At 74.0% G+C, this 19,992-nt stretch carries 20 protein-coding genes; 13 read left to right on the top strand and 7 right to left on the bottom strand.

What is annotated here, in order from left to right:
* Positions 1–70: 70 nt before the first annotated feature.
* Complete coding sequence (locus WBK50_RS14435; protein ID WP_341336111.1) at positions 71–1,315, bottom strand: alpha/beta hydrolase; 1,245 nt, start codon at positions 1,313–1,315, stop codon at positions 71–73.
* A 322-nt stretch (positions 1,316–1,637) separates the two neighbouring features.
* Between WBK50_RS14435 and WBK50_RS14430 the strand changes: the two genes are divergently transcribed.
* Positions 1,638–4,082 carry a transglycosylase domain-containing protein gene (locus WBK50_RS14430; RefSeq protein ID WP_341336110.1) on the top strand — a complete coding sequence of 815 codons (2,445 nt, stop codon included), beginning with the start codon at positions 1,638–1,640 and terminating at the stop codon, positions 4,080–4,082.
* 39 nt (positions 4,083–4,121) lie between these two features.
* On the top strand, positions 4,122–4,334 hold the full coding sequence (locus WBK50_RS14425) for a hypothetical protein (RefSeq protein WP_297499296.1): 213 nt from the start codon (positions 4,122–4,124) through the stop codon (positions 4,332–4,334).
* Here the strand turns inward: WBK50_RS14425 and WBK50_RS14420 are convergent.
* On the bottom strand, positions 4,331–5,023 hold the full coding sequence (locus WBK50_RS14420) for a nucleoside/nucleotide kinase family protein (protein WP_341336109.1): 693 nt from the start codon (positions 5,021–5,023) through the stop codon (positions 4,331–4,333). The two genes, WBK50_RS14425 and WBK50_RS14420, sit on opposite strands and share 4 nt — an antisense overlap.
* Positions 5,024–5,108: 85 nt before the next feature.
* Here WBK50_RS14420 and WBK50_RS14415 point away from each other — a divergent pair, with 85 nt between their 5' ends.
* The gene (locus WBK50_RS14415) at positions 5,109–5,849 is read left to right on the top strand and encodes a MerR family transcriptional regulator (RefSeq protein ID WP_341336108.1); all 741 of its coding nucleotides are present in this window, start codon (positions 5,109–5,111) and stop codon (positions 5,847–5,849) included.
* 7 nt (positions 5,850–5,856) lie between these two features.
* Here WBK50_RS14415 and WBK50_RS14410 read toward each other — a convergent pair whose 3' ends face one another.
* Positions 5,857–8,268, bottom strand: a complete 2,412-nt coding sequence (locus WBK50_RS14410) for a SpoIIE family protein phosphatase (RefSeq protein ID WP_341336107.1) — start codon at positions 8,266–8,268, stop codon at positions 5,857–5,859.
* A gap of 263 nt (positions 8,269–8,531) precedes the next feature.
* Here WBK50_RS14410 and WBK50_RS14405 point away from each other — a divergent pair, with 263 nt between their 5' ends.
* Together WBK50_RS14405 and WBK50_RS14400 are read left to right on the top strand one after the other, a co-directional pair.
* The gene (locus WBK50_RS14405; RefSeq protein ID WP_341336106.1) at positions 8,532–8,879 is read left to right on the top strand and encodes an MmcQ/YjbR family DNA-binding protein; all 348 of its coding nucleotides are present in this window, start codon (positions 8,532–8,534) and stop codon (positions 8,877–8,879) included.
* Between the two features lie 9 nt (positions 8,880–8,888).
* Positions 8,889–9,650, top strand: a complete 762-nt coding sequence (locus tag WBK50_RS14400) for an alpha/beta fold hydrolase (RefSeq protein WP_341336105.1) — start codon at positions 8,889–8,891, stop codon at positions 9,648–9,650.
* A 36-nt stretch (positions 9,651–9,686) separates the two neighbouring features.
* Here the strand turns inward: WBK50_RS14400 and WBK50_RS14395 are convergent, their stop codons facing one another.
* Positions 9,687–10,124, bottom strand: coding sequence for a TIGR03668 family PPOX class F420-dependent oxidoreductase (locus tag WBK50_RS14395; protein WP_341336104.1), 438 nt, complete (start codon positions 10,122–10,124; stop codon positions 9,687–9,689).
* Positions 10,125–10,126: 2 nt separating this feature from the next.
* On the bottom strand, positions 10,127–11,014 hold the full coding sequence (locus WBK50_RS14390) for an SMP-30/gluconolactonase/LRE family protein (RefSeq protein ID WP_341336103.1): 888 nt from the start codon (positions 11,012–11,014) through the stop codon (positions 10,127–10,129).
* Positions 11,015–11,132: 118 nt separating this feature from the next.
* On the opposite strand from WBK50_RS14390, the gene WBK50_RS14385 reads away from it, so the two are divergent.
* The 6 genes from WBK50_RS14385 (at position 11,133) to WBK50_RS14360 (ending at position 17,242) form a co-directional block, all read left to right on the top strand.
* On the top strand, positions 11,133–11,864 hold the full coding sequence (locus tag WBK50_RS14385; RefSeq protein ID WP_341336102.1) for an MBL fold metallo-hydrolase: 732 nt from the start codon (positions 11,133–11,135) through the stop codon (positions 11,862–11,864).
* A gap of 98 nt (positions 11,865–11,962) precedes the next feature.
* The gene (locus WBK50_RS14380; protein ID WP_341336101.1) at positions 11,963–12,700 is read left to right on the top strand and encodes a pirin family protein; all 738 of its coding nucleotides are present in this window, start codon (positions 11,963–11,965) and stop codon (positions 12,698–12,700) included.
* Positions 12,616–12,924, top strand: coding sequence for a pirin-like C-terminal cupin domain-containing protein (locus tag WBK50_RS14375; protein WP_341336100.1), 309 nt, complete (start codon positions 12,616–12,618; stop codon positions 12,922–12,924). Before WBK50_RS14380 ends, WBK50_RS14375 begins: the two co-directional genes overlap by 85 nt.
* Positions 12,921–13,244 (top strand): GNAT family N-acetyltransferase, encoded by a 324-nt coding sequence (locus WBK50_RS14370; protein WP_341336099.1) that lies wholly within the window; start codon positions 12,921–12,923, stop codon positions 13,242–13,244. The genes WBK50_RS14375 and WBK50_RS14370 overlap by 4 nt, the downstream gene beginning before the upstream one ends.
* A 336-nt stretch (positions 13,245–13,580) precedes the next feature.
* Positions 13,581–16,385 (top strand): DEAD/DEAH box helicase, encoded by a 2,805-nt coding sequence (locus WBK50_RS14365; protein WP_341336098.1) that lies wholly within the window; start codon positions 13,581–13,583, stop codon positions 16,383–16,385.
* 206 nt (positions 16,386–16,591) lie between these two features.
* The gene (locus tag WBK50_RS14360; RefSeq protein ID WP_341336097.1) at positions 16,592–17,242 is read left to right on the top strand and encodes an SWIM zinc finger family protein; all 651 of its coding nucleotides are present in this window, start codon (positions 16,592–16,594) and stop codon (positions 17,240–17,242) included.
* Between the two features lie 19 nt (positions 17,243–17,261).
* Here WBK50_RS14360 and WBK50_RS14355 read toward each other — a convergent pair whose 3' ends face one another.
* The gene (locus tag WBK50_RS14355) at positions 17,262–17,594 is read right to left on the bottom strand and encodes a DUF3817 domain-containing protein (RefSeq protein ID WP_341336096.1); all 333 of its coding nucleotides are present in this window, start codon (positions 17,592–17,594) and stop codon (positions 17,262–17,264) included.
* A 95-nt stretch (positions 17,595–17,689) separates the two neighbouring features.
* Between WBK50_RS14355 and WBK50_RS14350 the strand changes: the two genes are divergently transcribed.
* Both WBK50_RS14350 and WBK50_RS14345 read left to right on the top strand, forming a co-directional pair.
* Positions 17,690–18,289 (top strand): TIGR03086 family metal-binding protein, encoded by a 600-nt coding sequence (locus WBK50_RS14350; protein ID WP_341336095.1) that lies wholly within the window; start codon positions 17,690–17,692, stop codon positions 18,287–18,289.
* Between the two features lie 4 nt (positions 18,290–18,293).
* Positions 18,294–19,487 (top strand): trans-sulfuration enzyme family protein, encoded by a 1,194-nt coding sequence (locus WBK50_RS14345; RefSeq protein WP_341336094.1) that lies wholly within the window; start codon positions 18,294–18,296, stop codon positions 19,485–19,487.
* Between the two features lie 13 nt (positions 19,488–19,500).
* On the opposite strand, the gene WBK50_RS14340 is transcribed toward WBK50_RS14345, so the two are convergent.
* A complete protein-coding gene (locus WBK50_RS14340; protein ID WP_341336093.1) occupies positions 19,501–19,944 on the bottom strand; it encodes a hypothetical protein in 444 nt (147 codons plus the stop codon).
* Positions 19,945–19,992 lie beyond the last annotated feature (48 nt).

Raw genomic sequence — 19,992 nt, 5'->3', positions numbered from 1 at the left:
GCGGCAGAGATTTCCGGCCGTTCCGCTCGCGTGGCTCCCTGACGCGAGCGGAACGGCCGGGCAAGGACGGTCAGGCACGTGCCCGCGCCCCGGCCGACGCCAGGTGGCGGCGGTGGACCACGGTCAGGAACCGGTGGACCGCCGTCGCCGTGTGCGACGTCCGCCGGGTCGGCCACGCGTCGAAGGCGTGCTGGGCGTTCGGCAGTTCGGCGTAGCAGACCGGCGACCGGCTGATCCGGCGCAGCGCGGCGACGAACCGCCGGGACTGCCCGACCGACGCCACCGTGTCCGTGTCCCCGTGGATCACGAGGAAGGGCGGCGCGTCCGGGGTGACCCGGTGCACCGGGGAGGCCTGCCGGTAGCCGTGCTCGTCGTCCATCGGGGTGGTCGTGAAGACCTTGCCCTCCAGCAGCGCGAACAGCCCGTTCTCGTCCGCCGTGAAGTCGTGCACGCCGTAGAACGGGACCGCGGCCGCGAGCGTGGTGTCCGCGTCGGTGAAGCCGGGCTGGAACTCCGGGTCGTTCGGGGTCGTCGCCGCCAGAGCGCAGAGGTGCCCGCCGGCCGAGCCCCCGCTGATCGCCACGAACTCCGGGTCCCCGCCGTACTCGGCGATGTGGTCGTGGACCCAGGCGATCGCCCGCTTCACGTCGACGATCATCGACGGCCATCGCTCACCCGGCCCGAGCCGGTAGTCGATCGAGACGCACACCCAGCCGCGCTCCGCGAGGTACGCCATCAGCGGGCGCGCGTCGCCGGCCTTGTCCCCGAAGGTCCAGCCGCCGCCGTGCACCTGCAGCAGCACCGGCGCCCCGCGGCCGCCGGACCGCCGGATCGACGGGTCGGCCCAGATGTCGAGCAGCTGGACGGGGAGGTCGCCGTACGGCACGTCGACGGCGACGCGATAGCGCCCCGGTGCGGTGCGCCACTCCCGCAGCCGGCGCGCGAGCGGGGGCACGGGCTCGGCGGGCGGAAGCTCGTCCGGGTCTCCACCGAGCTGCAGCAGGGCGTCGTCGAGGACGGCGGCCGACCGTTCCGCGTCACCGCGCATCCCGGCGATGCCGGCCGCGGCCACCGCGTTCAGGGCCGCCGCCGCACAGCCGAGCGGCGTCCGGGTGGCGAGCGCCGCGAGGCCCACGGTCCCGAACATCGCGCCGGTGGGACCGGGCGCCTCCGACGCCGGCAGGCACGGGGCGACCTGGCCGATCGAGAGGGGCCAGCGGGTGATCACCGGCCTGCGCGCGCCGACCGCCGCCGCGACCCCGAGCGCGCCCACCGCCGCGGCGGCCCCGCCCAGCACTCCTGCGATCCGACCCACGTGCGCACCCTCCTGTCGTCCGCGCTCCCGGCCGCGCGAAACCGGGCCGACCCTACGCGGAGCCGATCACCTCCGGAGGGCCCGGACCCGGCCCCGCCCGTCGTCACCCGATGTGATCATGCTCCCGCACGCCGGGGCGGTCCGCCCGGGCTCGATACCGACGTTCGGGTGATCTGAGCGGCACCCCCGCACCGCACTGCCTCGCCGGGCCGTTGACCTCGTGTCAGGCGGTGAGAAGGGCCGAACGGCGTGACGACGTCCGCCGTACGGTCGACACCGGAACGTGAAAGGGGGCGACTCGGTGCCACAGAACCGCGGTCCCGTGCCTCCCCGGGCTCCGCGCCAGGCCCCGTCGTCGCACTCCGGGCGCCGCGGCGCGACCCGTCCCACCGGAGTCGGCTGGTGGCAGACCCCGAAGCCGGCCGCTGCGAAGCGTCACTCTGCGTCCACCATCCCGGCGCTCCGCCCACCGTCGACGAGCGGCGGGCAGACCCACACCGGCGAGGAGCCGACGGTCGCCACCGCGGCGGTCACCCCGGCACCGGCCACGTCCCGGCGCGGTCTTCGGGGCCCGCTCGACCTGCTGCGCCGGGCCCTCGGGGACCGCGCGACCTCGCAGCACCGCCGCCCGCTCACGCCCGAGCAGCGCACCGCGCGCCGGCGCAGGCGGATCAGGTTCGGTGTCCTCGGCGGGATCGCGTCGGTCGTCCTGCTGCCGCTGGCGATGCTCGGGTTCGGCTGGCTCTTCTTCGCCGTCCCGACCCCGGACGAGGCCGTCAACAACCAGGTCGCCCTGATCTCCTACGCCGACGGCAGCCAGCTCACCCGCCTCGTTCCGGAGCAGGGCAACCGGACCAAGGTCGCCACCGAGCAGATCCCCGTCCCGGTGCGCAACGCCGTGCTGTCCGCCGAGGACCGCAGCTTCTACTCCAACCCCGGCTTCGACTTCTCGGGTATCGCCCGGGCCGCGTGGAACCAGCTGCGCGGCGGCGTCGGCGGCGGGTCGACGATCACCCAGCAGTACGTGAAGAACGCCCTGGTCGGGGACCAGGTGTCGATCTGGCGCAAGTACAAGGAACTGATCATCTCGCTGAAGGTCTCCCAGGAGAAGTCCAAGGACGAGATCCTCACCGACTACCTGAACACGATCTACTTCGGTCGCGGTGCCTACGGCATCCAGTCCGCGAGCCAGGCCTACTTCGGCAAGAACGTCTCCCAGCTCACCGCGGCCGAGGGCGCCCTGCTCGCCGGCGTCATCCAGTCCCCGTCGCGCTGGGACCCGGCGCTGGACCCGGACAAGGCCGTGCAGCGCTGGGACTTCGTGATGGACGGGATGGTGTCGCAGGGCTGGCTCTCCCCGGCCGAGCGCGCCGCCGCGACCTTCCCCGCCACCGCCCAGCGCCGCATCGGGTCCTCCGGCTCGTACTCGGACAGCCGCGGCCACCTCGTCAACGCGGTGAAGGCCGAGCTGGACTCGCTCGGCATCTCCGACCAGGAGTTCTCCCAGGACGGCCTGCGGATCACCACGACGATCGACCCGGACCAGCAGCAGAAGGCCGTGGATGCCGCGCACCAGACCCTCGCCGGGCAGCCCGGGAACCTGCGGTCCGCCGTCGTCGCGGTCGACCCGCGGACCGGCGGGATCAAGGCCTACTACGGCGGGGACAACGGCGTCGGGCTGGACTACGCGAAGGTCCGCAAGCAGCCGGGCTCGACGTTCAAGCCGTTCGTCGCCCTGGCCGCCCTGATGCACGATCCGCCGATCGGGCTCGGCACGACCTTCAACGGCAAGGAGCAGAAGGGCCTGCGCAACGCCGACGGCGCGGACTGCGCCCGCTGCGACGTCAAGCAGGCCATGACGATCTCCAACAACGTCGTGTTCACGACGCTGGCCGCGAAGGTCGGTCCGGGCAGCGTGGCGGCGGCCGCCAAGGCCGCGGGCATCACGTCCCCGCTCGACGACCCGGACGCCCGCCTCGCGCTCGGCAACAAGGAGATCACCCCGCTCGAGCTGGCCTCGGCCTACGCCACGATCGCCGACGGCGGGGTCTGGCACTCCCCGCACGTCATCTCCAGCATCGTCACCTCGGACAACCGGGTGCTCTACCAGGCGCCGGAGTCCTCGGGCGAGCGTCGCTTCTCCGAGCAGGTGGCCCGCAACGTCACCGAGGCGATGCTCGGCGTCGCCCCGAACGACGGCCTCGAGCTGCCGGGGGACCAGCCCGTCGCAGCCAAGACCGGCACCGTCCAGTCCCGCTTCGACGGCGAGAACAACGACGCGTGGATGAGCGGTTTCACCCCGACCCTGTCCACGACGGTCTGGATCGGCACGGACATGAACTCCCCGATCCGCACGGCGTCCGGCCGGCCCATCGAGGGCGCGACGGTGCCGGGCAAGGTGTGGCAGCGGTTCATGTCCGACGCCGTGGAGGACGAACCGACGGAGGGCTTCGGGACGTTCACGCCCATCGGTGAGGCCCCCTCGGACCTGCCGCCGAACGCGCCGACGCCCTCGGCCACCCCGACGCCGATCCCCTCCGCGCAACCCTCGGTACCTCCGTCGGGCAGTGAGGTCCCGCCGCCTCCGCCGTCGGATCCCGCCGCCCCGCCCGCGGACGAGTCGACGGCACCGGCACCCGACCAGCAGGGCGACCCGGCCGAGGGGCGCACGCTGTTCGGCGGGGACCCCGAGCCGACGACCACGACGCCGCCCGCCCCCGACGCCGGGCCGGGGCCGCAGGACTGCTCCACCACCCCCTGCGGCTGAGTTGTCGCCCTGCTCCGGCGCGCGGGTTACCGTTGCCGCGTGACCGGACCACGGCGCTTCGAGGTCGTCGCCTGGGCCTCGGAACGCAGGCTCGTGCTGTACGTCCCCGCGATCGAGGCCGCGACGAGCGTGTTGGACCTCCGCGACGCCGACGACGCCGCCCGCGAGCTCATCGCCGAGCTCACCGGCATCGACGCCACCGTGATCGAGTGCGACATCCAGCTCGGCCGGCCGGGGCGGCCGGTGCCTTAGGGCACGGTGTCCCGAGGCGGGGTGCCGAGGCCCTCGAGCACCTCCGACGGCACGACGAGGTCCGCCCTCCCGCGCGTGGCCACGACCCGCTCCGCGTTCGGCCCGTCCACGTCGTGCACCCACCGCCGCGCGAACCCCGGCTCCTTGCCGAACCGGACGTGCCGCGCCACCAGGCGTTCCTCGCGGACGTCCTCGGCCAGCCCGCAGAACCAGACCTCGTCCAGCGCGCCGGCCACGTCCGGCCACGGGGGCTCGTCGAGCAGCAGGTAGTTGCCCTCGGTCAGGATCACCCGGGCCGCAGCGGGGACCCCGATCGCGCCGGCCAGCGGCTGCTCCAGCTCCCGCTCGAACGCCGGCGCGTAGATCATCGGCTCGTCGTCCGCGCGGAGCCGGCGCAGCAGCGCGAGGTAGCCCGCGCCGTCGAAGGTGTCCGGAGCGCCCTTCCGGTCCCGGCGGCCCAGCCGGACCAGCTCGGCATCGGCCAGGTGGAAGCCGTCCATCGGCACGTGCGCGACCCACTCGCCCGGCGGGTGCCCGGCGGGCGGGACCGGCCGCAGCGCGGCGGCGAGCTCCTCGGCGAGGGTGGACTTCCCCGCGCCCGGCGGGCCGGCGATGCCGAGGATCACGCGGGTCGTCCCGTCCCCGGCACGCTCCCGCACCCGGGCCACCAGTCCGTCGAACGAGAGCACGGTCTCGACCCTACGGGCCTGCAGGGTTGCGGTTGACCTAGCGTCAACTCCTACCGTTCCCCTCGACGGAAGGGAGGCGGGGCGGATGCGCTGGTCGACGGCCGAGCTGGCCCGGCTCGCGGGCGTCAGCTCGCGGACGTTGCGGCACTACGACCACGTCGGGCTGCTGACGCCGGCCGGGCACGGGCCCGGGGGCCTGCGGTTCTACGACCGCCCGCGCCTGCTGCGGCTGCAGCACATCCTGCTGCTGCGCGAGCTCGGGCTCGGCCTGCCGGACATCGCCGGCGTCCTCGACGGGACCACCGACGAGGTCGAGGCGCTGCGCCGGCACCGCGAGCGCCTGCTCTCCGACGCCGACCGGCTCCGCCGGCTGGCGGACACCGTCGCCAAGACCATCGAGGAGAAGGAAGGGGGAACGATCATGGCGACCGAGGACATGTTCGACGGATTCGCCCACGACCCGTACGCCGAGGAGGCGCGGGAGCGCTGGGGGGACACGGCGGTCGAGGCGCAGCGGCGGGCGGCGGGCCGGAGCCCGCAGGAGCAGTCGGCGATCAAGCAGGAGAGCGACGCGGTCCACGCCCGTCTGGCCACGGCGAAGCGGGCCGGCGCGCCCGTCGACGGGGCCGAGGTCCAGGAGGCGGTCGCGGCCCACCACGCGTGGGTCAGCCGGTTCTGGACGCCGGACGGCGAGGCCTACGCCGCCCTGGGGCGGATGTACGTCGACGACGAGCGGTTCACCGCGACGATCGACGCGCACGAGCCCGGCCTCGCCGCGTACCTGCGCGACGCGATGGCCGTGTACGCGGAGACGTCCCTGCGCTGAGGCCCGGTCACAGGGCCCGCAGCGCGAGCACCACGACGTCGTCGCCGGTGTCCGCCTTGCTGCCCTGCACCACGTGGTCACACAGCTCCGCGACGGCCATCCCGGCGGCCTGACCGGCCAGGTCCAGCAGGTCCTGGCCGGCCCGGTCGTCCGGGTCGTCGCGCCGTTCGAGCAGGCCGTCGGTGTAGAGCAGCAGCGTGGACCCGGGCGGCAGCTCGACCTCCTGGTCGTGCCGCAGCCGGTCCGGCTCGACGCCGAGCACGACGTCGACGACGCCCTCGACGAACCGTGCCGTCCCGTCCGGGGTGACGAGCACGGGCCGCGGGTGTCCGGCGTTGGACCAGCGGAACACCCTGGTCAGCCCGCCGGGCCCGGGCCGGGCGAGCACCCGGCCGTGGACGAGGGTCGTGAAGCGGGTCACGGCGAGCCGGGTCGAGACCCGGTCCAGCCGGCGCAGCACGTCCGACGGGTCGCCGTCGCTGTCGTAGGCCAGCGCGCGCAGCATGCTGCGGAGCTGGCCCATGGTCGCGGCGGCGGCCAGGTCGTGCCCGGCGACGTCCCCGACGGCGAGCGCGAGGTCCCCGAACGGGAGCCGGAACGCGTCGTACCAGTCCCCGCCGACCTCGAGCTCGGCCGCGGCCGGCAGGTACCGGGCGTCCAGCTCGATGCCGCCGATCCCGATCTCCGCGGCGGTCGGCGGCGCGGTCAGCATCGAGTCCTGCAGTGCGACGGACACCTCGCGGGTCTGCTGGAAGCGGCGGCCCTGCTCCACGGCCGCCGACACCCGGGCGGCCAGTTCCTTGACCAGCGCCAGGTCGTCCGCGGTGTAGGCGGCCCGGTCCCCGCAGCTGACGAACACCAGCGCGGCGACGACGTGCCCGCCGGAGAACACCGGCGCCACCAGCCGCGAGTTCATCCGCACGGCGACGCACCACTCCAGCATCGCGTCGGTGCCCGGCCAGGAGTCCGCGCTCGGTGGCCCGGGGTCGAGCACCGGTTCCGTCGTCACCACCGAACGCGCGACGGGGTGCCCCGGCCCGAACACGAAGCGCGGCTCGTCGCCCGGCACGTGCGGCAGGCCGACCGCGACCCGGGTCACCGAACGGCGCCCGGTGACCCGGTTGGCGTGCAGGTGGTCGTCGTCGAGCAGGTAGACCCGGCACATGTCCGCGAACTCGGGGACGACCGCCTCGGCCAGGGCCTCCAGCTCGGTCTCCGGGTCCAGGGCCTGGTTCACCGCCAGGGTCGCCCCGGCGAGGATCTCCATCCGGCGCCGGGCCCGTACCTCGTCGTCGATGTCGTTCTCCGTGCCGACCCACTCGGAGAGGCCACCGTCGAGCAGGACGGGCACCGCGCGCTTGCGGAACCAGCGGTAGGTCCCGGACACGGTCCGCAGCCGGTACACGTGCTCGAAGACCGCGTGGCTCCCGGGCTCGGCCAGGGCGTGTTCGACGGCGTGCAGCCACGCCTGCCGGACGGCCGCGCGGTCCTCCGGGTGCATCGCGTCGAGGAAACCCCAGCCGAGGTACTCCTCGGGGCGCTGACCGGTGATCGCCCGCAGCTCCGGGGCGTCCTCGCCGGCGCTCCCGTCGGCGAGCCGGATCCAGACCGCGGCCGTGGTCGCGTCCACCAGGCTCTGGTAGCGGCGCAGCGCCCGTTCCCGGCCCAGGGCGAGCTCGGCGAGCTCGGCGCGGGTGCGCTCGGACTCGGTGACGTCGGAGACCACGAGCCCGGCCCCGGTCACCGAACCGTTGCGGCCGTGCACCGGATAGACGTTGAACAGCCAGGACTGCAGCGGTCCGGAGCCGCCCCACAGCCGGCCGGACAGCGCGACGTCCAGCTGCGGCCGGCCGCTCCGCATCACCTCGCGGAGCAGGTCCGCGATGCGCCGGCCGGTCTCCCCGTGCAGCTCCTCGAGGGTGCGGCCGATGCGCTGGTCCGACGTGCCGCCGTCGATCGTCAGCACGGCGCCGTTGACCCGGCGGTAGCGCAGCTCGGAGTCGAAGTAGGCGAGCCCGACCGGGGCGTTCTGCCACAGCGCGTCGAGCAGGGAGAACGCGTCCGGCCCGACGAGGGCGTCCCCGACGTCCTGCAGGACCCCGACGACGGGCGCCCCGCCCGGACCACCGGGGGCCGCGTGCACGTAGAGCGTGCGTCCGCTCGGCACCGCCGCCGGCAGGGGTGCGCTGAACCGGCGGCCGGCCTCCAGCTCGTCGAGCATGCGGCGGGCGCCGACGGTGTCCACGGGCCACCGATCGTCGGCGAAACCGTTGCGGCCCAGCACGTCCGCGGCCGACCAGCCGGAGAGCCGCTCGGCCTCGGCGTTCCACAGGAGGACGGCGCCGTCGGCGTCCAGCGCGAACAGACCCACCGGGGCGTCGTCGACGACGCGCGCGGACAGCCCGTCGTCCGATCCCACGACAGCCTCCCGTTCGACGGAGTCCCCCGGCCCGTCGGCGACATCGTAGGGGCGCGCCGGAACCCCTGAACAGCACCGGCGCTGGCGCGCCACCACCCGTCCGGGCCATCCTGATCACGGTCCGACGTCGATCTGGCGCTGCAAGATTATCGTGGGTACGGACCGGGGCCGCGGCGCGGGCCGGACGGGAAGGGGTTCGACGGGATGCGGACGACGCCGAGGAGCACGCCGACCGGGAACCGGGAGCCGCGGGCGGTGCCGGTGTGAGCCCGCTGGAACGGCTCCGGGAGCTCTGCCTCGCCCTCCCCGGGGTCACCGAGAAGGTCAGCCACGGCGAGCCCACCTGGTTCGTCCGCAGGACGTTCGTGATGTTCGCGGACCACCACCACGACGACCGGCTCGCGTTCTGGTGCGCCGCCCCGGCCGGGGCCCAGGAGGAGCTGGTGGCGGCCGATCCGCAGCGGTTCTTCCGGCCGCCGTACGTGGGCGGGCGCGGCTGGCTGGGCGTCTACCTCGACGTCGACGTGGACTGGGCGGAGGTCGGGGAGATCGTCACCGACGCGTACCGGGAGGTCGCGCCGCGCAAACTCGTCGCCGAGCTCGATGGTTAGCATCGCGGAGTGACCGCACTACCGCACGTGATGCTCGCCGGTGCGGGCTACGAGTACGAGGACGTCCCGGGGGACCCCGGGGCGGCGCCGCTGCTGTTCCTGCACGAGGGCCTCGGGTCGGTCGGGCTGTGGCGCGGCTTCCACCAGCGGCTCGCCGCCGCCACCGGCCGCCGCGCCGTCGCCTACTCCCGGCTGGGCCACGGCTTCTCGGACCTGCCCGCCCACAAGCGCAGCACGTCGTTCATGCACGACGAGGCCGCAACCGTCGTCCCCGCCCTGATCGACGCGCTCGACCTGGGTGAGCCGGTGCTCGTCGGGCACAGCGACGGCGCCTCGATCGCCCTGCTCGCGGCGGCGGCACTGCCGGTCCGCGGGCTGGTCGTGCTCGCACCGCACGTACTGGTGGAGGACCTCGGGCTCCAGGGGATCGCCGCCGCCAAGAAGGCCTACGACGACGGCGACCTCGCCGCCCGGATGGCCCGGCACCATCGCGACGCCGAGGTGACCTTCCGGAACTGGACCGACGTCTGGCTGGACCCGGCCTTCACGGACTGGGACCTGCGCCCGGAGCTCACCGCGATCTCCTGCCCGGTGCTCGGCATCCAGGGCGACCGGGACCCCTACGGCAGCGCGGTGCACGTCGAGGCCGTCCGGGACGCCGCCACCGGGCCTGTGGACCTGCTCATGCTGAGGTCCGGCCACTCCCCCCACCTCGAACGCCCGGCGATCGTCGACGCGACCACCGCGGCGTTCGTCTCCGGCCTGCGCTGACGCGCCCGTGCGCGGATCTCGTTGCCAGGGCGACGACTACCGCGCACGACCGCCGTCGGCGGACCAGCCCTTCCACGCGGTGGGCGTGAGCACCAGGACGACGCCGGACGGGCGGGCCGCCGCGTACTGCGGGTACTTCGCGCACAGCGCGTCCAGGGCGCGGTCCCTGACGCCGCCGGACTCGTGGACGGCCGCGGTGGCGTCGATCCGGACCCACCACAGCTGCGACCAGTCGTCGGCGTAGTGGTCGACGAGCAGCGCCGCCCGCGGGTCCCGCGCGACGTCGGCGAGGCGGGCCAGCCTGGTGCTCGCCTTCGGCTTGACCTCGTCCACGACCGAGCACACCAGGCCGCCCACCAGCGCGTACGTGATCGGGACGAGCCGCGGGGTGCCGTCCGGGCGCAGGGTCGCGAGCCGACCGACGGGTGCGGCAGCGACGAGGCTGCGGCACGCGCCGTCGTCGAGGGCCGGCACGGCTACAGCGCCAGGGGGACGCCCACCCGCGTGGACAGCAGGCGCGCGTCGCGGGTGTGCCGCCGCTCGTGCTCGAGGAAGCTCGGTGCACAGGCCAGGAAGAGGGTCCGGCCGTCCTCCCCGCCGAGCGCGACGGCGAAGCACTCGTCGTCCCCGGTGGAGATCTCGTCGGTGATCTCGCCGCCCTCCAGGACCCGCACCGCCCGCTTGTTGCCGGCGTCCGCCACCCAGATCGCGCCGTCCCGGTCCGGCTCGGCGATCCCGTCGGGCACCACGGCCAGGGAGCCGAGCGCCTCGCCGACGTCCGTGGTCTGCGGCGCGGGACCGAACGTCGCCCACTCCCGGCGGTTCGTCAGGCTGCCGTCGGCGGCGACGTCGAACGCGGTCATGCGGTTGCCGAAGCTCTCCGCCACGATCACGGTCTCGCCGTCCGCGACCGTCCCGTTCGGGAAGAGCACGTCCTCGGCGACGACCTCCGCCGTGCCGTCCGGGTCCACCCGCATCAGCACCGCCGGCTGCATCGAGGCACCGCCCATGAGGTCGAAGCCGAAGCACCCGACCCAGGCCCGGCCCTGCGGGTCGACGGCCATGTCGTTGAGGACGCTCGTGGTCAGCCCGGCGAGCTCGGCGTGCACGGCCAGCGTCCCGTCCTCCTCGCGGCGCAGGATCCGCTGGTCCCGCATCGATGCGATGAGCAGCCGCCCGTCGGGCAGCAGCCCGGTGCCGGACGGCTGGGCCGGGACCGAGGCCTCGACCCGCACGTCCGAGCCGTCGGGAAGGAGGCTGAGCACGCGATGGGTGTAGAAGTCGCTGACGAAGACGCGGCCGCCGAACCACCGCGGCCCCTCCAGGAACGACTGCTTCTCCAGCACGACGGACAGCTCGCTCACGAGCACCTCCTCCGGTCCCGGCCACGGCGGCGGGACACGGTGTGGAGTGTGGCCCCGGCGAACCGCCGATGACCACAGCTGGGCGAGGAGATCGGCCGACCGGGCTAGGGTTCCGCCGGTGGCGAATCCTCCCGCGATCGAGCTCGTCCCCGGGGTCTTCCGCATCCCGACCGTGGGGTCCTGGCAGGTCAACTCCTACGCGTTCGTCGACGACGACGGCTCGGTCACCCTCGTCGACACCGGACTGAGGTCCGCCCCGCCGAAACTCGTGGCCGGCCTCGCCGCGATGGGGAAGCGGCCGGCGGACGTCACCCGGATCGTGCTGACCCACGCGCACCCGGACCATGCGGGCGGTGCGGCCGAGATGGAGCGGCGGACCGGAGCCCCGATCGCCGTGCACACCGACGACGTGCGGTACGCCGAGTCCGGCACCTCCCCGTCCCCGGACCGGTCCTCGCCGGCCGGACGCCTGTTCGAGCGGTTCGCCCCCGGCGGTTCCTGGACGCCGTTCACCGTCACCGACCATCTGACGGACGGGCAGGTCCTCCCGGTCGGCGGCGGCCTGCGGGTCGTCGCGACGCCCGGGCACTCCCCCGGCCACATCTCGCTGCTGCACGAGCCGGGCCGGGTACTGGTCACCGGGGACGCGATCTTCAACGTGCTGGGCGTGCGGCTCTCCCCGAAACCGCTGTGCTCGGACTTCCGGATGACGCAGCGGACGGCGCAGCGCCTCGGCGAGCTGGAGTACGCCGTCGCCGCGTTCACCCACGGCCCGGAGATCACCGAGAACCCGCGCGAGGCCCTGCGCGGCTACCTGCGGAAGACGGTCGGCCGGGCGACGCCGGACTGAGCCTCCGGAACAACCTGAGGAGCGGTACGGTTGAGCCCGAGCAGTTGCATGCTCAACCATCTACGGGGGTTCCGATGCCAGCCGTGACCGTCTCCGACGTGACCACCCTGCCGCGCGTGCCCGAGCCCGGTCCCACCGAGCTCGACCGCGGCGTCCGCTCGATCACCACCGCGCCCCGCGGCTTCGAGGGCGAGGGCTTCCCGGTCCGCCGCGCGTTCCAGGGCGTCGACCTCCGCGACCTCGACCCGTTCCTGCACATGGACCAGATGGGCGAGGTGGAGTACGCGCCCGGCGAGCCCAAGGGCACGTCCTGGCACCCGCACCGCGGCTTCGAGACCGTCACCTACATCATGGACGGCGAGTTCGAGCACCAGGACAGCCACGGCGGCGGCGGCAGCATCACCAACGGCGACACCCAGTGGATGACCGCGGGTGGCGGGCTCCTGCACATCGAGCGGCCACCGGAGGCGCTGGTCGCCAGCGGCGGGCTGTTCCACGGCCTGCAACTGTGGGTGAACCTGCCCAAGGCGGACAAGTGGCTCGAGCCGAAGTACCAGGACCTGCGCGCGGGCGAGTCCGCGCTGCTCACGACGCCCGACGGCGGCGCACTGATCCGCGTCATCGCCGGTGACCTCGCCGGATTGCGCGGTCCCGGGTCGACCTACACGCCGATGGCGATGATGCACGCGACGATCTCCCCGGGGCGCGGATGCGGCTGCCGTGGCGCCGGGACTTCAACGCGCTGGTCTACGTGCTCTCCGGCGCCGGGACCGTCGGCAAGGACGACCGGCCGATCCGCGGCGGACAGCTCGCGCTGTTCGGCCCGGGCGACGTAATCACGGTGGCGGGCAACGTGGCGCAGGAGTCCCGGACCCCCGCGCTCGACGTCGTGGTGCTCGGCGGGCAGCCGATCCGCGAGCCCGTCGCGTGGGGCGGCCCGTTCGTGATGAACACCAGGGCCGAGGTGCTGCAGGCGTTCGAGGACTACCAGAAGGGCAAGCTCGGCGTGGTCCCCGCGACCTACGTCCCGCACGGGCAGCTGGGAGGATCCTCCTCATGACCGACGCAGCGACCGAACCCCAGGTACTCGACGTCGCCGAGTGGTCCCGCTTCGAGATCCACGTCGGCGGGAAGCTCGCCGGCTACGCGAACTACGCCCTGGAGCCCGGCCGGATCACCTTCACCCACACCGTGATCCACGACGAGTTCGGCGGCCAGGGCCTGGGCGGGACGCTCGCCCGGGCCGCCCTGGACGCCGCCCGCAGGCGCGGCCTGGACGTCTACCCGGACTGCCCCTTCATCCGCTCCTGGATCGGCAAGCACCCGGACTACCTCGACCTCGTCCCCGAGGCCGCCCGGGACCGCTACCAGCTCGCCTGACCCGGACTCGCGGGGGTTCCGGAACTGTCGGGGGGCGCCCGTAGCCTGACGTCGTGTTGGTCGTCCACGCGCTCTGGTCCCCCGGTCGTGGTGCCGTGCTGTGGGCCGAGGACGGGCAACGGCCTGCGACGACGTCGCGGCGGTCGCTGCGCAGCGCCCGGCCGCATCCGTTCGCGCTGCCCGCGTCCACGCTCGCCGGGATCCACCCGGGCAAGCAGACGATGCTCACGATGCTCTTGCCCTCGCGCAGCAGCGGCCCGGTGGACTCCCCGGGAGCTCGTCCGGGCCGCGCCGCCGGCGCGCCGGACGAGCGAGACGTCGCTGAGCCCGTGGAGCGTGCCGGGCGTCGTCGTCGATCCCGCCGAGCTCGAGGACCCGGCCGAGGACGTCCGCTACGGGGCCTCGGTCACCCATCTCCGGGCCGTCGCGCGCTTCGCCGCGGAGCTCGCCTCCCGCGGCCGCATCCTGCCGACCGTCGTGCAGGAGGGCGGGCGGCCGGAGGCCCGCTGGCGGCCGGTCGTCCAGGGCCTGGACGCCGTCACCCGGCGCGCCCTGATCGAGGGGCTGCCCCCGGTCGCGCGGGCCGAGCAGCGCCGGGGAGGGGACGTCGCGGGCCGGGATCCCGCCACCCTCGTCGACGACGCGCTGGCCGCCCTCACGGACGCGGCGGTCCGCGAGCAGCTGGGCCGGGCGGACGTCCCGCTCGCGCTCGTCCCCCGCCGCCGAGGCCGGGCGCCGCGGACGCTGCCCGCCACCGAGGCCTGGCTCACCGCCCTGACCGGTGCGGACGCGCGGTTCGAGGCGCCGGAGCGGGAGGTCGCGGAGCTGTCCGCGGCCCTGCAGGCCTGGGACGAGGTCGGCACCGAGGAGACCGGCCCGGGGCGGGCCACCTTCCGCCTCGCCGAGATCCGCACGCTGCACGACCCGGCAGACCCCGGGGACGACGAGGACGACCAGACCGGGGAGGGCTCCCGCTGGGTGCTGGAGTTCCAGCTCCAGTCCACGGAGGACCCCAGCCTGATCGTCTCGGCGGACGCCGTCTGGGCGGGCCGGGCGGACCGGCTGATCGTGTCCGCGCAGGAGCTGCTGCTCGCCGAGCTCGGCCGGGCGGCGCTGGTCTACCCGATGATCGGCCCGGCGCTGCGGCAGGCCCGGCCCGCCCACGTCGACCTGGACGTCGCCTCCGCGCACTCGTTCCTCACCGAGGACGCCGCCGCACTGGTCGCGGCCGGTTTCGGGGTGCAGCTCCCGGCCGGCTGGAACGGCACGCGGCCGATCGGGCTGCGGCTGTCCACCAGCTCCACCCCTGCCCCGGGCGTCATCCTGCGCGGCGGGCTCGGCCGCGAGGAGCTGTCGCAGTTCCGCTGGTCGATCGCCGTCGGGGACGAGGAGCTGGGCGAGGAGGAGATCGCCGAGCTGGTCGCGGCGAAGGCACCGCTCGTCCGGGTGCGCGGGCAGTGGGTCAGCGTCGACGCCGAGGCGCTGGCCAAGGGTCTGGAGTTCCTCAAGCGCGAGCGGAGACGGAAGGTCCCGCCCACCGCCGCGGACCTGCTCGCGTTCGCCCAGGGCGCCGGTCCGGCGACCCCGCTGCCGATCACGTCCGTCGTCGCCGACGGCTGGGTCGGCGACCTCCTCGAGGGCACGGCGGACCGTACGCTCACCCCGCTCGACGCGCCGCCCGGGTTCCTCGCGACGCTGCGGCCCTACCAGCAGCGCGGCCTGTCCTGGCTCGCCTTCCTCTCCTCGCTCGGCCTCGGCGCCTGCCTGGCGGACGACATGGGCCTCGGCAAGACGGTCCAGATGCTGGCCCTGGAGGCCCACGAGCGGGCGGCCGGCCAGCTGGGTCGACCAGGGCCGGGACCCACGCTGATCCTCTGCCCGATGTCCCTCGTCGGCACCTGGCAGCGGGAGGCCGCGAAGTTCGCCCCGAGCCTGCGGGTGCACGCCCACCACGGCGTCGCCCGTCCGCACGGCGAGGCCCTGCGCGAGCTCCTGACCGGGACGGACGTCGTCGTCACCACCTACGGCACCGCGGCGCGGGACATCGAGGAGCTCGAGGGCCTCGCCTGGCACCGGCTCGTCCTCGACGAGGCCCAGGCGATCAAGAACGCCCACGCGGCGCCTTCCAAGGCCGCGCGCCGGATCAACGCCGGGCACCGCGTCGCGCTCACCGGCACGCCGATGGAGAACCGGCTCGCCGAGCTCTGGTCCGTGATGGACTTCCTCAACCCCGGCATGCTCGGCCGGCCGGAACGGTTCCGGCAGCGCTTCGCCGTCCCGATCGAGCGCCACCGCAGCGACGACGCCGCCGAGGAGCTCCGCCGGATCACCCGCCCCTACCTGCTGCGCCGGGTCAAGACGGACCCGACGGTGATCGACGACCTCCCGGAGAAGATCGAGATCCGGCAGGAGTACCGGCTCACCCGGGAGCAGGCGTCGCTGTACCGGACCGTCGTGGACGACATGATGGAGAAGATCGAGGACAGCCAGGGCATCCAGCGCCGCGGCAATGTCCTCGCCGCGATGGCGAAGCTCAAGCAGGTCTGCAACCACCCGGCCCAGCTCCTGCACGACGGTTCGCCCATCGGCAGGCGCTCCGGGAAGGTCGCGCGGCTCGAGGAGATCCTGGCCGAGATCCTCGCCGAGGGGGACAAGGTCCTCTGCTTCACCCAGTTCACCGAGTTCGCGGCGATGCTCGTCCCGCACCTGTCCGCCCGGTTCGACCAGGACGTCCTCTACCTGCACGGCGGGACGCCGAAGAAGAAGCGGGACGAGATGGTCGAGCGCTTCCAGTCGGCGGACGGGCCGTCGATCTTCCTGCTCTCGCTCAAGGCCGGCGGCACCGGGCTCACGCTCACCGCCGCGAACCACGTCGTCCACCTGGACCGCTGGTGGAACCCCGCGGTGGAGAACCAGGCGACGGACCGGGCGTTCCGGATCGGCCAGCACCGCAACGTCCAGGTGCGGAAGTTCTGCTGTCCCGGCACGGTCGAGGAGCGGATCGACACGTTGATCGAGTCCAAGAAGGCGCTGTCCGAGATGGTGATCAGCGACGGCGAGGGCTGGCTCGGGGACCTGAGCACCGGCGAGCTCCGCGAGGTGTTCGCCCTGGGTGCGGAGGCGGTCGACAATGACGAGTGAGGGCAGCCGATGAGCGACCAGCCGTTCTGGGCCGACGAGGGGTTCTCCGGCAGGCCCCTCCGGGTCACCGGAGGCATCCAGATCAACAGCACCCGCGGGTCCGTCGCGCGCACCTGGTGGTCGGCCCGGTTCATCGCGGTGCTGGAGGGCCTCGGGGTCGGCGGGCGCCTCGCGCGGGGAAGAGCTACGCCCGCGCCGGGCAGATCGTGTCCCTCTCCCTCGACGCCGGCGCCGTCGTCGCCCTGGTCCAGGGTTCGCGCCCCACCCCGTACAAGGTCCGGATCGGCGTGCCCACCTGGGGCAAGGAGGAGTGGGGGCGCGCGGAACAGGCCCTCGCAGACGACGCCTGGTACGCGGCCACGCTGCTCGCCGGCGGGATGCCGCCGGAGATCGAGGAGCTGTTCGCCGGGCTCGGGCTGGCCCTGTTCCCGGCCGAGCCGCGGGACCTGTCCATGGACTGCACCTGCCCGGACTTCGCGGTCCCCTGCAAGCACCTCGCCGCGGTGTTCTACGTGCTCGCGGAGCGGTTCGACGCAGACCCGTTCGAGGTCCTGGCCCTGCGCGGCCGGGACCGCGAGGCCCTGCTCGCGAACCTGCGCACCCGGCGCGGGGTCCCCTCGGCCGCCGCGGAGCTCGCCGCCCCCGGCGAGGGCACTCCCCCGCTGGCGCAAACCCTGGACCGGTTCTTCGCCGCAGGTCCAGCCCTCGCGGACGCCGGGCGCCTGGCCCCCGCGCTCACCTCACCCGGCGCGCTGCTGGACCAGGTCCCGGAGCTGCCGATCGAGGTGCGGGGGCACCGGGTGACGGACCTGCTGCGGGTCGCCTACCACGAGCTGCACGGCTACCCGGAGGACTGATCCCCGGACGCGCGGCGCTTCAGGCCGCGGCGACCGGCGTGGAGAGCTTGCCCTCGCGCGCCGCCTTCCGCTCGAACCAGATCGTGGCCAGCGGCGGGATGCTCGCGATCAGCGCGACCACGAGCGTCTTCGCGTCCCAGCGGTGCAGCCGGGCGAGCACGATCGCCGCGATCACGTAGAGCACGAACAGCGCGCCGTGGATCGGTCCGAAGACCTGCACGCCGATCTCGTTCCGCACCACGACGTACTTGAAGAACATCCCGATGAGCAGCCCCGTCCACGAGCAGGCCTCGGCGATCGCGACGATCCGGAACAGCTTCCCCGGACCGGAGAGCGCAGGGGTGGAGGTCATGCTTCCACTGTGCCGCACGCGGGGGTCTCAACTTCTACCGGGTGTCGAAGGCCACGCACCGATGAGTTCCCGGGCCCGCCGCGGTCCTACCGGCCATGACCACCACACGGAGTTCGATGCTGGACCTCACCCCGGCTGCGCGCCGCGTGACGGCGGTGGTGAGGCACATCACCGACGAGCAGCTCGATGACCCGACGCCGTCGGACTGCGACGTCGCCACGGTGCTGGACCACCTCATGGGTCTCACCCGGGCCTTCGTCGAGACCGCGCACAAGACCGTCACCGAGAACGCGGCGCCGCAGGCGTCCGGCGCGAACCTCGACCCGGGCTGGCGCACGATCCTGCCCGCCCGGCTCGCCGAGCTGGCCGAGGCCTGGCGGGACCCGGCGGCCTGGCAGGGCCTGGCCGACGCGGGCGGGGTGAGGATGCCGGCGGAGATGATGGGGGTCGTCGCCCTCGACGAGCTGGTGCTGCACGGCTGGGACCTCGCCCGCGCCACCCGCCGGCCCTACGCGGTCGACGCGGTCAGCATCGCCGCGTGCCTGCGGTTCGTCGAGGCAATGGCCCAGCCCGGGCAGGGGCGGGACGGGCTGTTCGGCCCGCCCGTCGCGGTGTCGGACGACGCGCCGCCGTTCCACCGGTTGCTCGGTCTCGCGGGCCGGGACCCGGCGTGGGCGGCCCGGACTGAAGAATGAGCAGGTGCCCGATGAACCCCTTCACCTCGAGACTCTCTCCGTCCACGCCGGGAACGACGTCGACCCCGGCACGGGTGCCATCCGCCGCCCGCTCGTCATGGCGAACTCCTACGCCCTGCCGGACGACCCGTCCGAACTGAGCTGGTCCGGCACCGGGACCCCGCTCTACACCCGCAACGGCGGGGCGAACCAGGGTTGGCTGGAGCAGAAGCTCGCCGCGCTCGAGACGGGCGGGGACCCCGGTGACGTCGAGGCCGTCGCGTTGGCCACGGGCGTCGCGGCGCTGCACGCGGTGTTCTTCACGTTCCTGGGCGCCGGGGACCACGTCGTGTCCTCCGACGTCACCTACGTCGCGGTGTTCCGGCTGCTCACCGAGCTCCTGCCGGAGAAGTACGGGATCACCGCGACGCTCGTCGACTCGAGCGACCTCGACGCCGTGCGCGCCGCGATCCGACCGGAGACCCGGCTGGTCCACGTCGAGACGCCCGCCAACCCGACGACGAGGGTCACCGACGTCGCCGCCGTCGCCGAGATCGCGCACGCCGCCGGCGCGCTGCTGTCCGTCGATGCCACGTTCGCCACCCCGGTCCTGCAGCGCCCGCTGGCCGAGGGGGCGGACCTCGTCGTGCACTCGCTGACCAAGTACATCAACGGCCACGGGGACGCGATGGGCGGCGCGGTGATCGCCCGCGGCGAGCTGGTGGAGCGGATCCGCGCGGAGGCGATGGTCAACGTCGGCGGCGCGATCAGCCCGTTCAACGCCTGGTTGATCATGCGGGGCTCGGTCACCCTGCCTCTGCGGATGCGGCAGCACTGCGCGAACGCGATGGCCGTCGCGGAGTTCCTGGCCGGCGACCCGCGCGTCGCCTACGTCGCCTACCCGGGGCTGCCGTCGCACCCGCAGCACGCGCTGGCCGCCCGCACCCTGGACGGCGGGTTCGGCGGGATGCTCGCCTTCGCCGTGCGGGGCGACGCTGCCATGCAGAACAGGTTCGTCGCGGCGCTGCGGATCGTCACGTCCGCCGTGTCGCTCGGGCACGACGAGTCCCTCGTCGTGCACGTCGCCCCGGGCGGCGAGCGGGACCGCTTCTACCCCGAGGAGTTCCGCAAGTGGGGGCACTTGCGGTTCTCCGCCGGGCTCGAGGACCCGCGCGATCTCGTCGCGGACCTGCGCCAGGCGCTCGACCAGGTGGGGTGATCCGCGGGCGAGGTCAACCGTTCCCGCCGCCACCCGGCTGGTTGCCCCGGTTCTGGTTGCCCTGGTTCTGGTTGCCCTGGTTCTGGTTGCCCTGGTTCTGGCTGCCCTGGTTCTGGCTGCCCTGGTTCTGGCTGCCCTGGTTCTGGTTGCCCTGGTTCTGGTTGCCCTGGTTCTGGTTGCCCTGGTTCTGGTTGTCCGGCGGCGGCCCGCCGGGCGCCGGGGGCGGCGGGGCGACGCGCACCACGTCCCGCAGGCTCCCCTTGAGGTAGCGCGGATCAGGCGCCGGCAGCGGCGCGGGCGGCTGGCTCGCCAGGATCTCGCCGAAGGCCTGGTAGGCCGTGCGCGCAGGCGCCTTGCCGCCGTAGATGTTGCCGTCGCCGCAGGTGTAGGGCGGGGTGCCGTCGCAGATCGGCCGCGGCGAGTTCGAGTCGTCGAAGACGATCGCCGCCCCGGCCACCTGCGGCGTCGCGCCGACGAACGCGGCGGACTTGTACTCGTTCGTCGT

It is taken from the genome of Pseudonocardia sp. T1-2H, assembly GCF_038039215.1.
GTDB lineage: Bacteria > Actinomycetota > Actinomycetes > Mycobacteriales > Pseudonocardiaceae > Pseudonocardia.
This window is presented reverse-complemented; position numbering and strand designations above follow the sequence as displayed.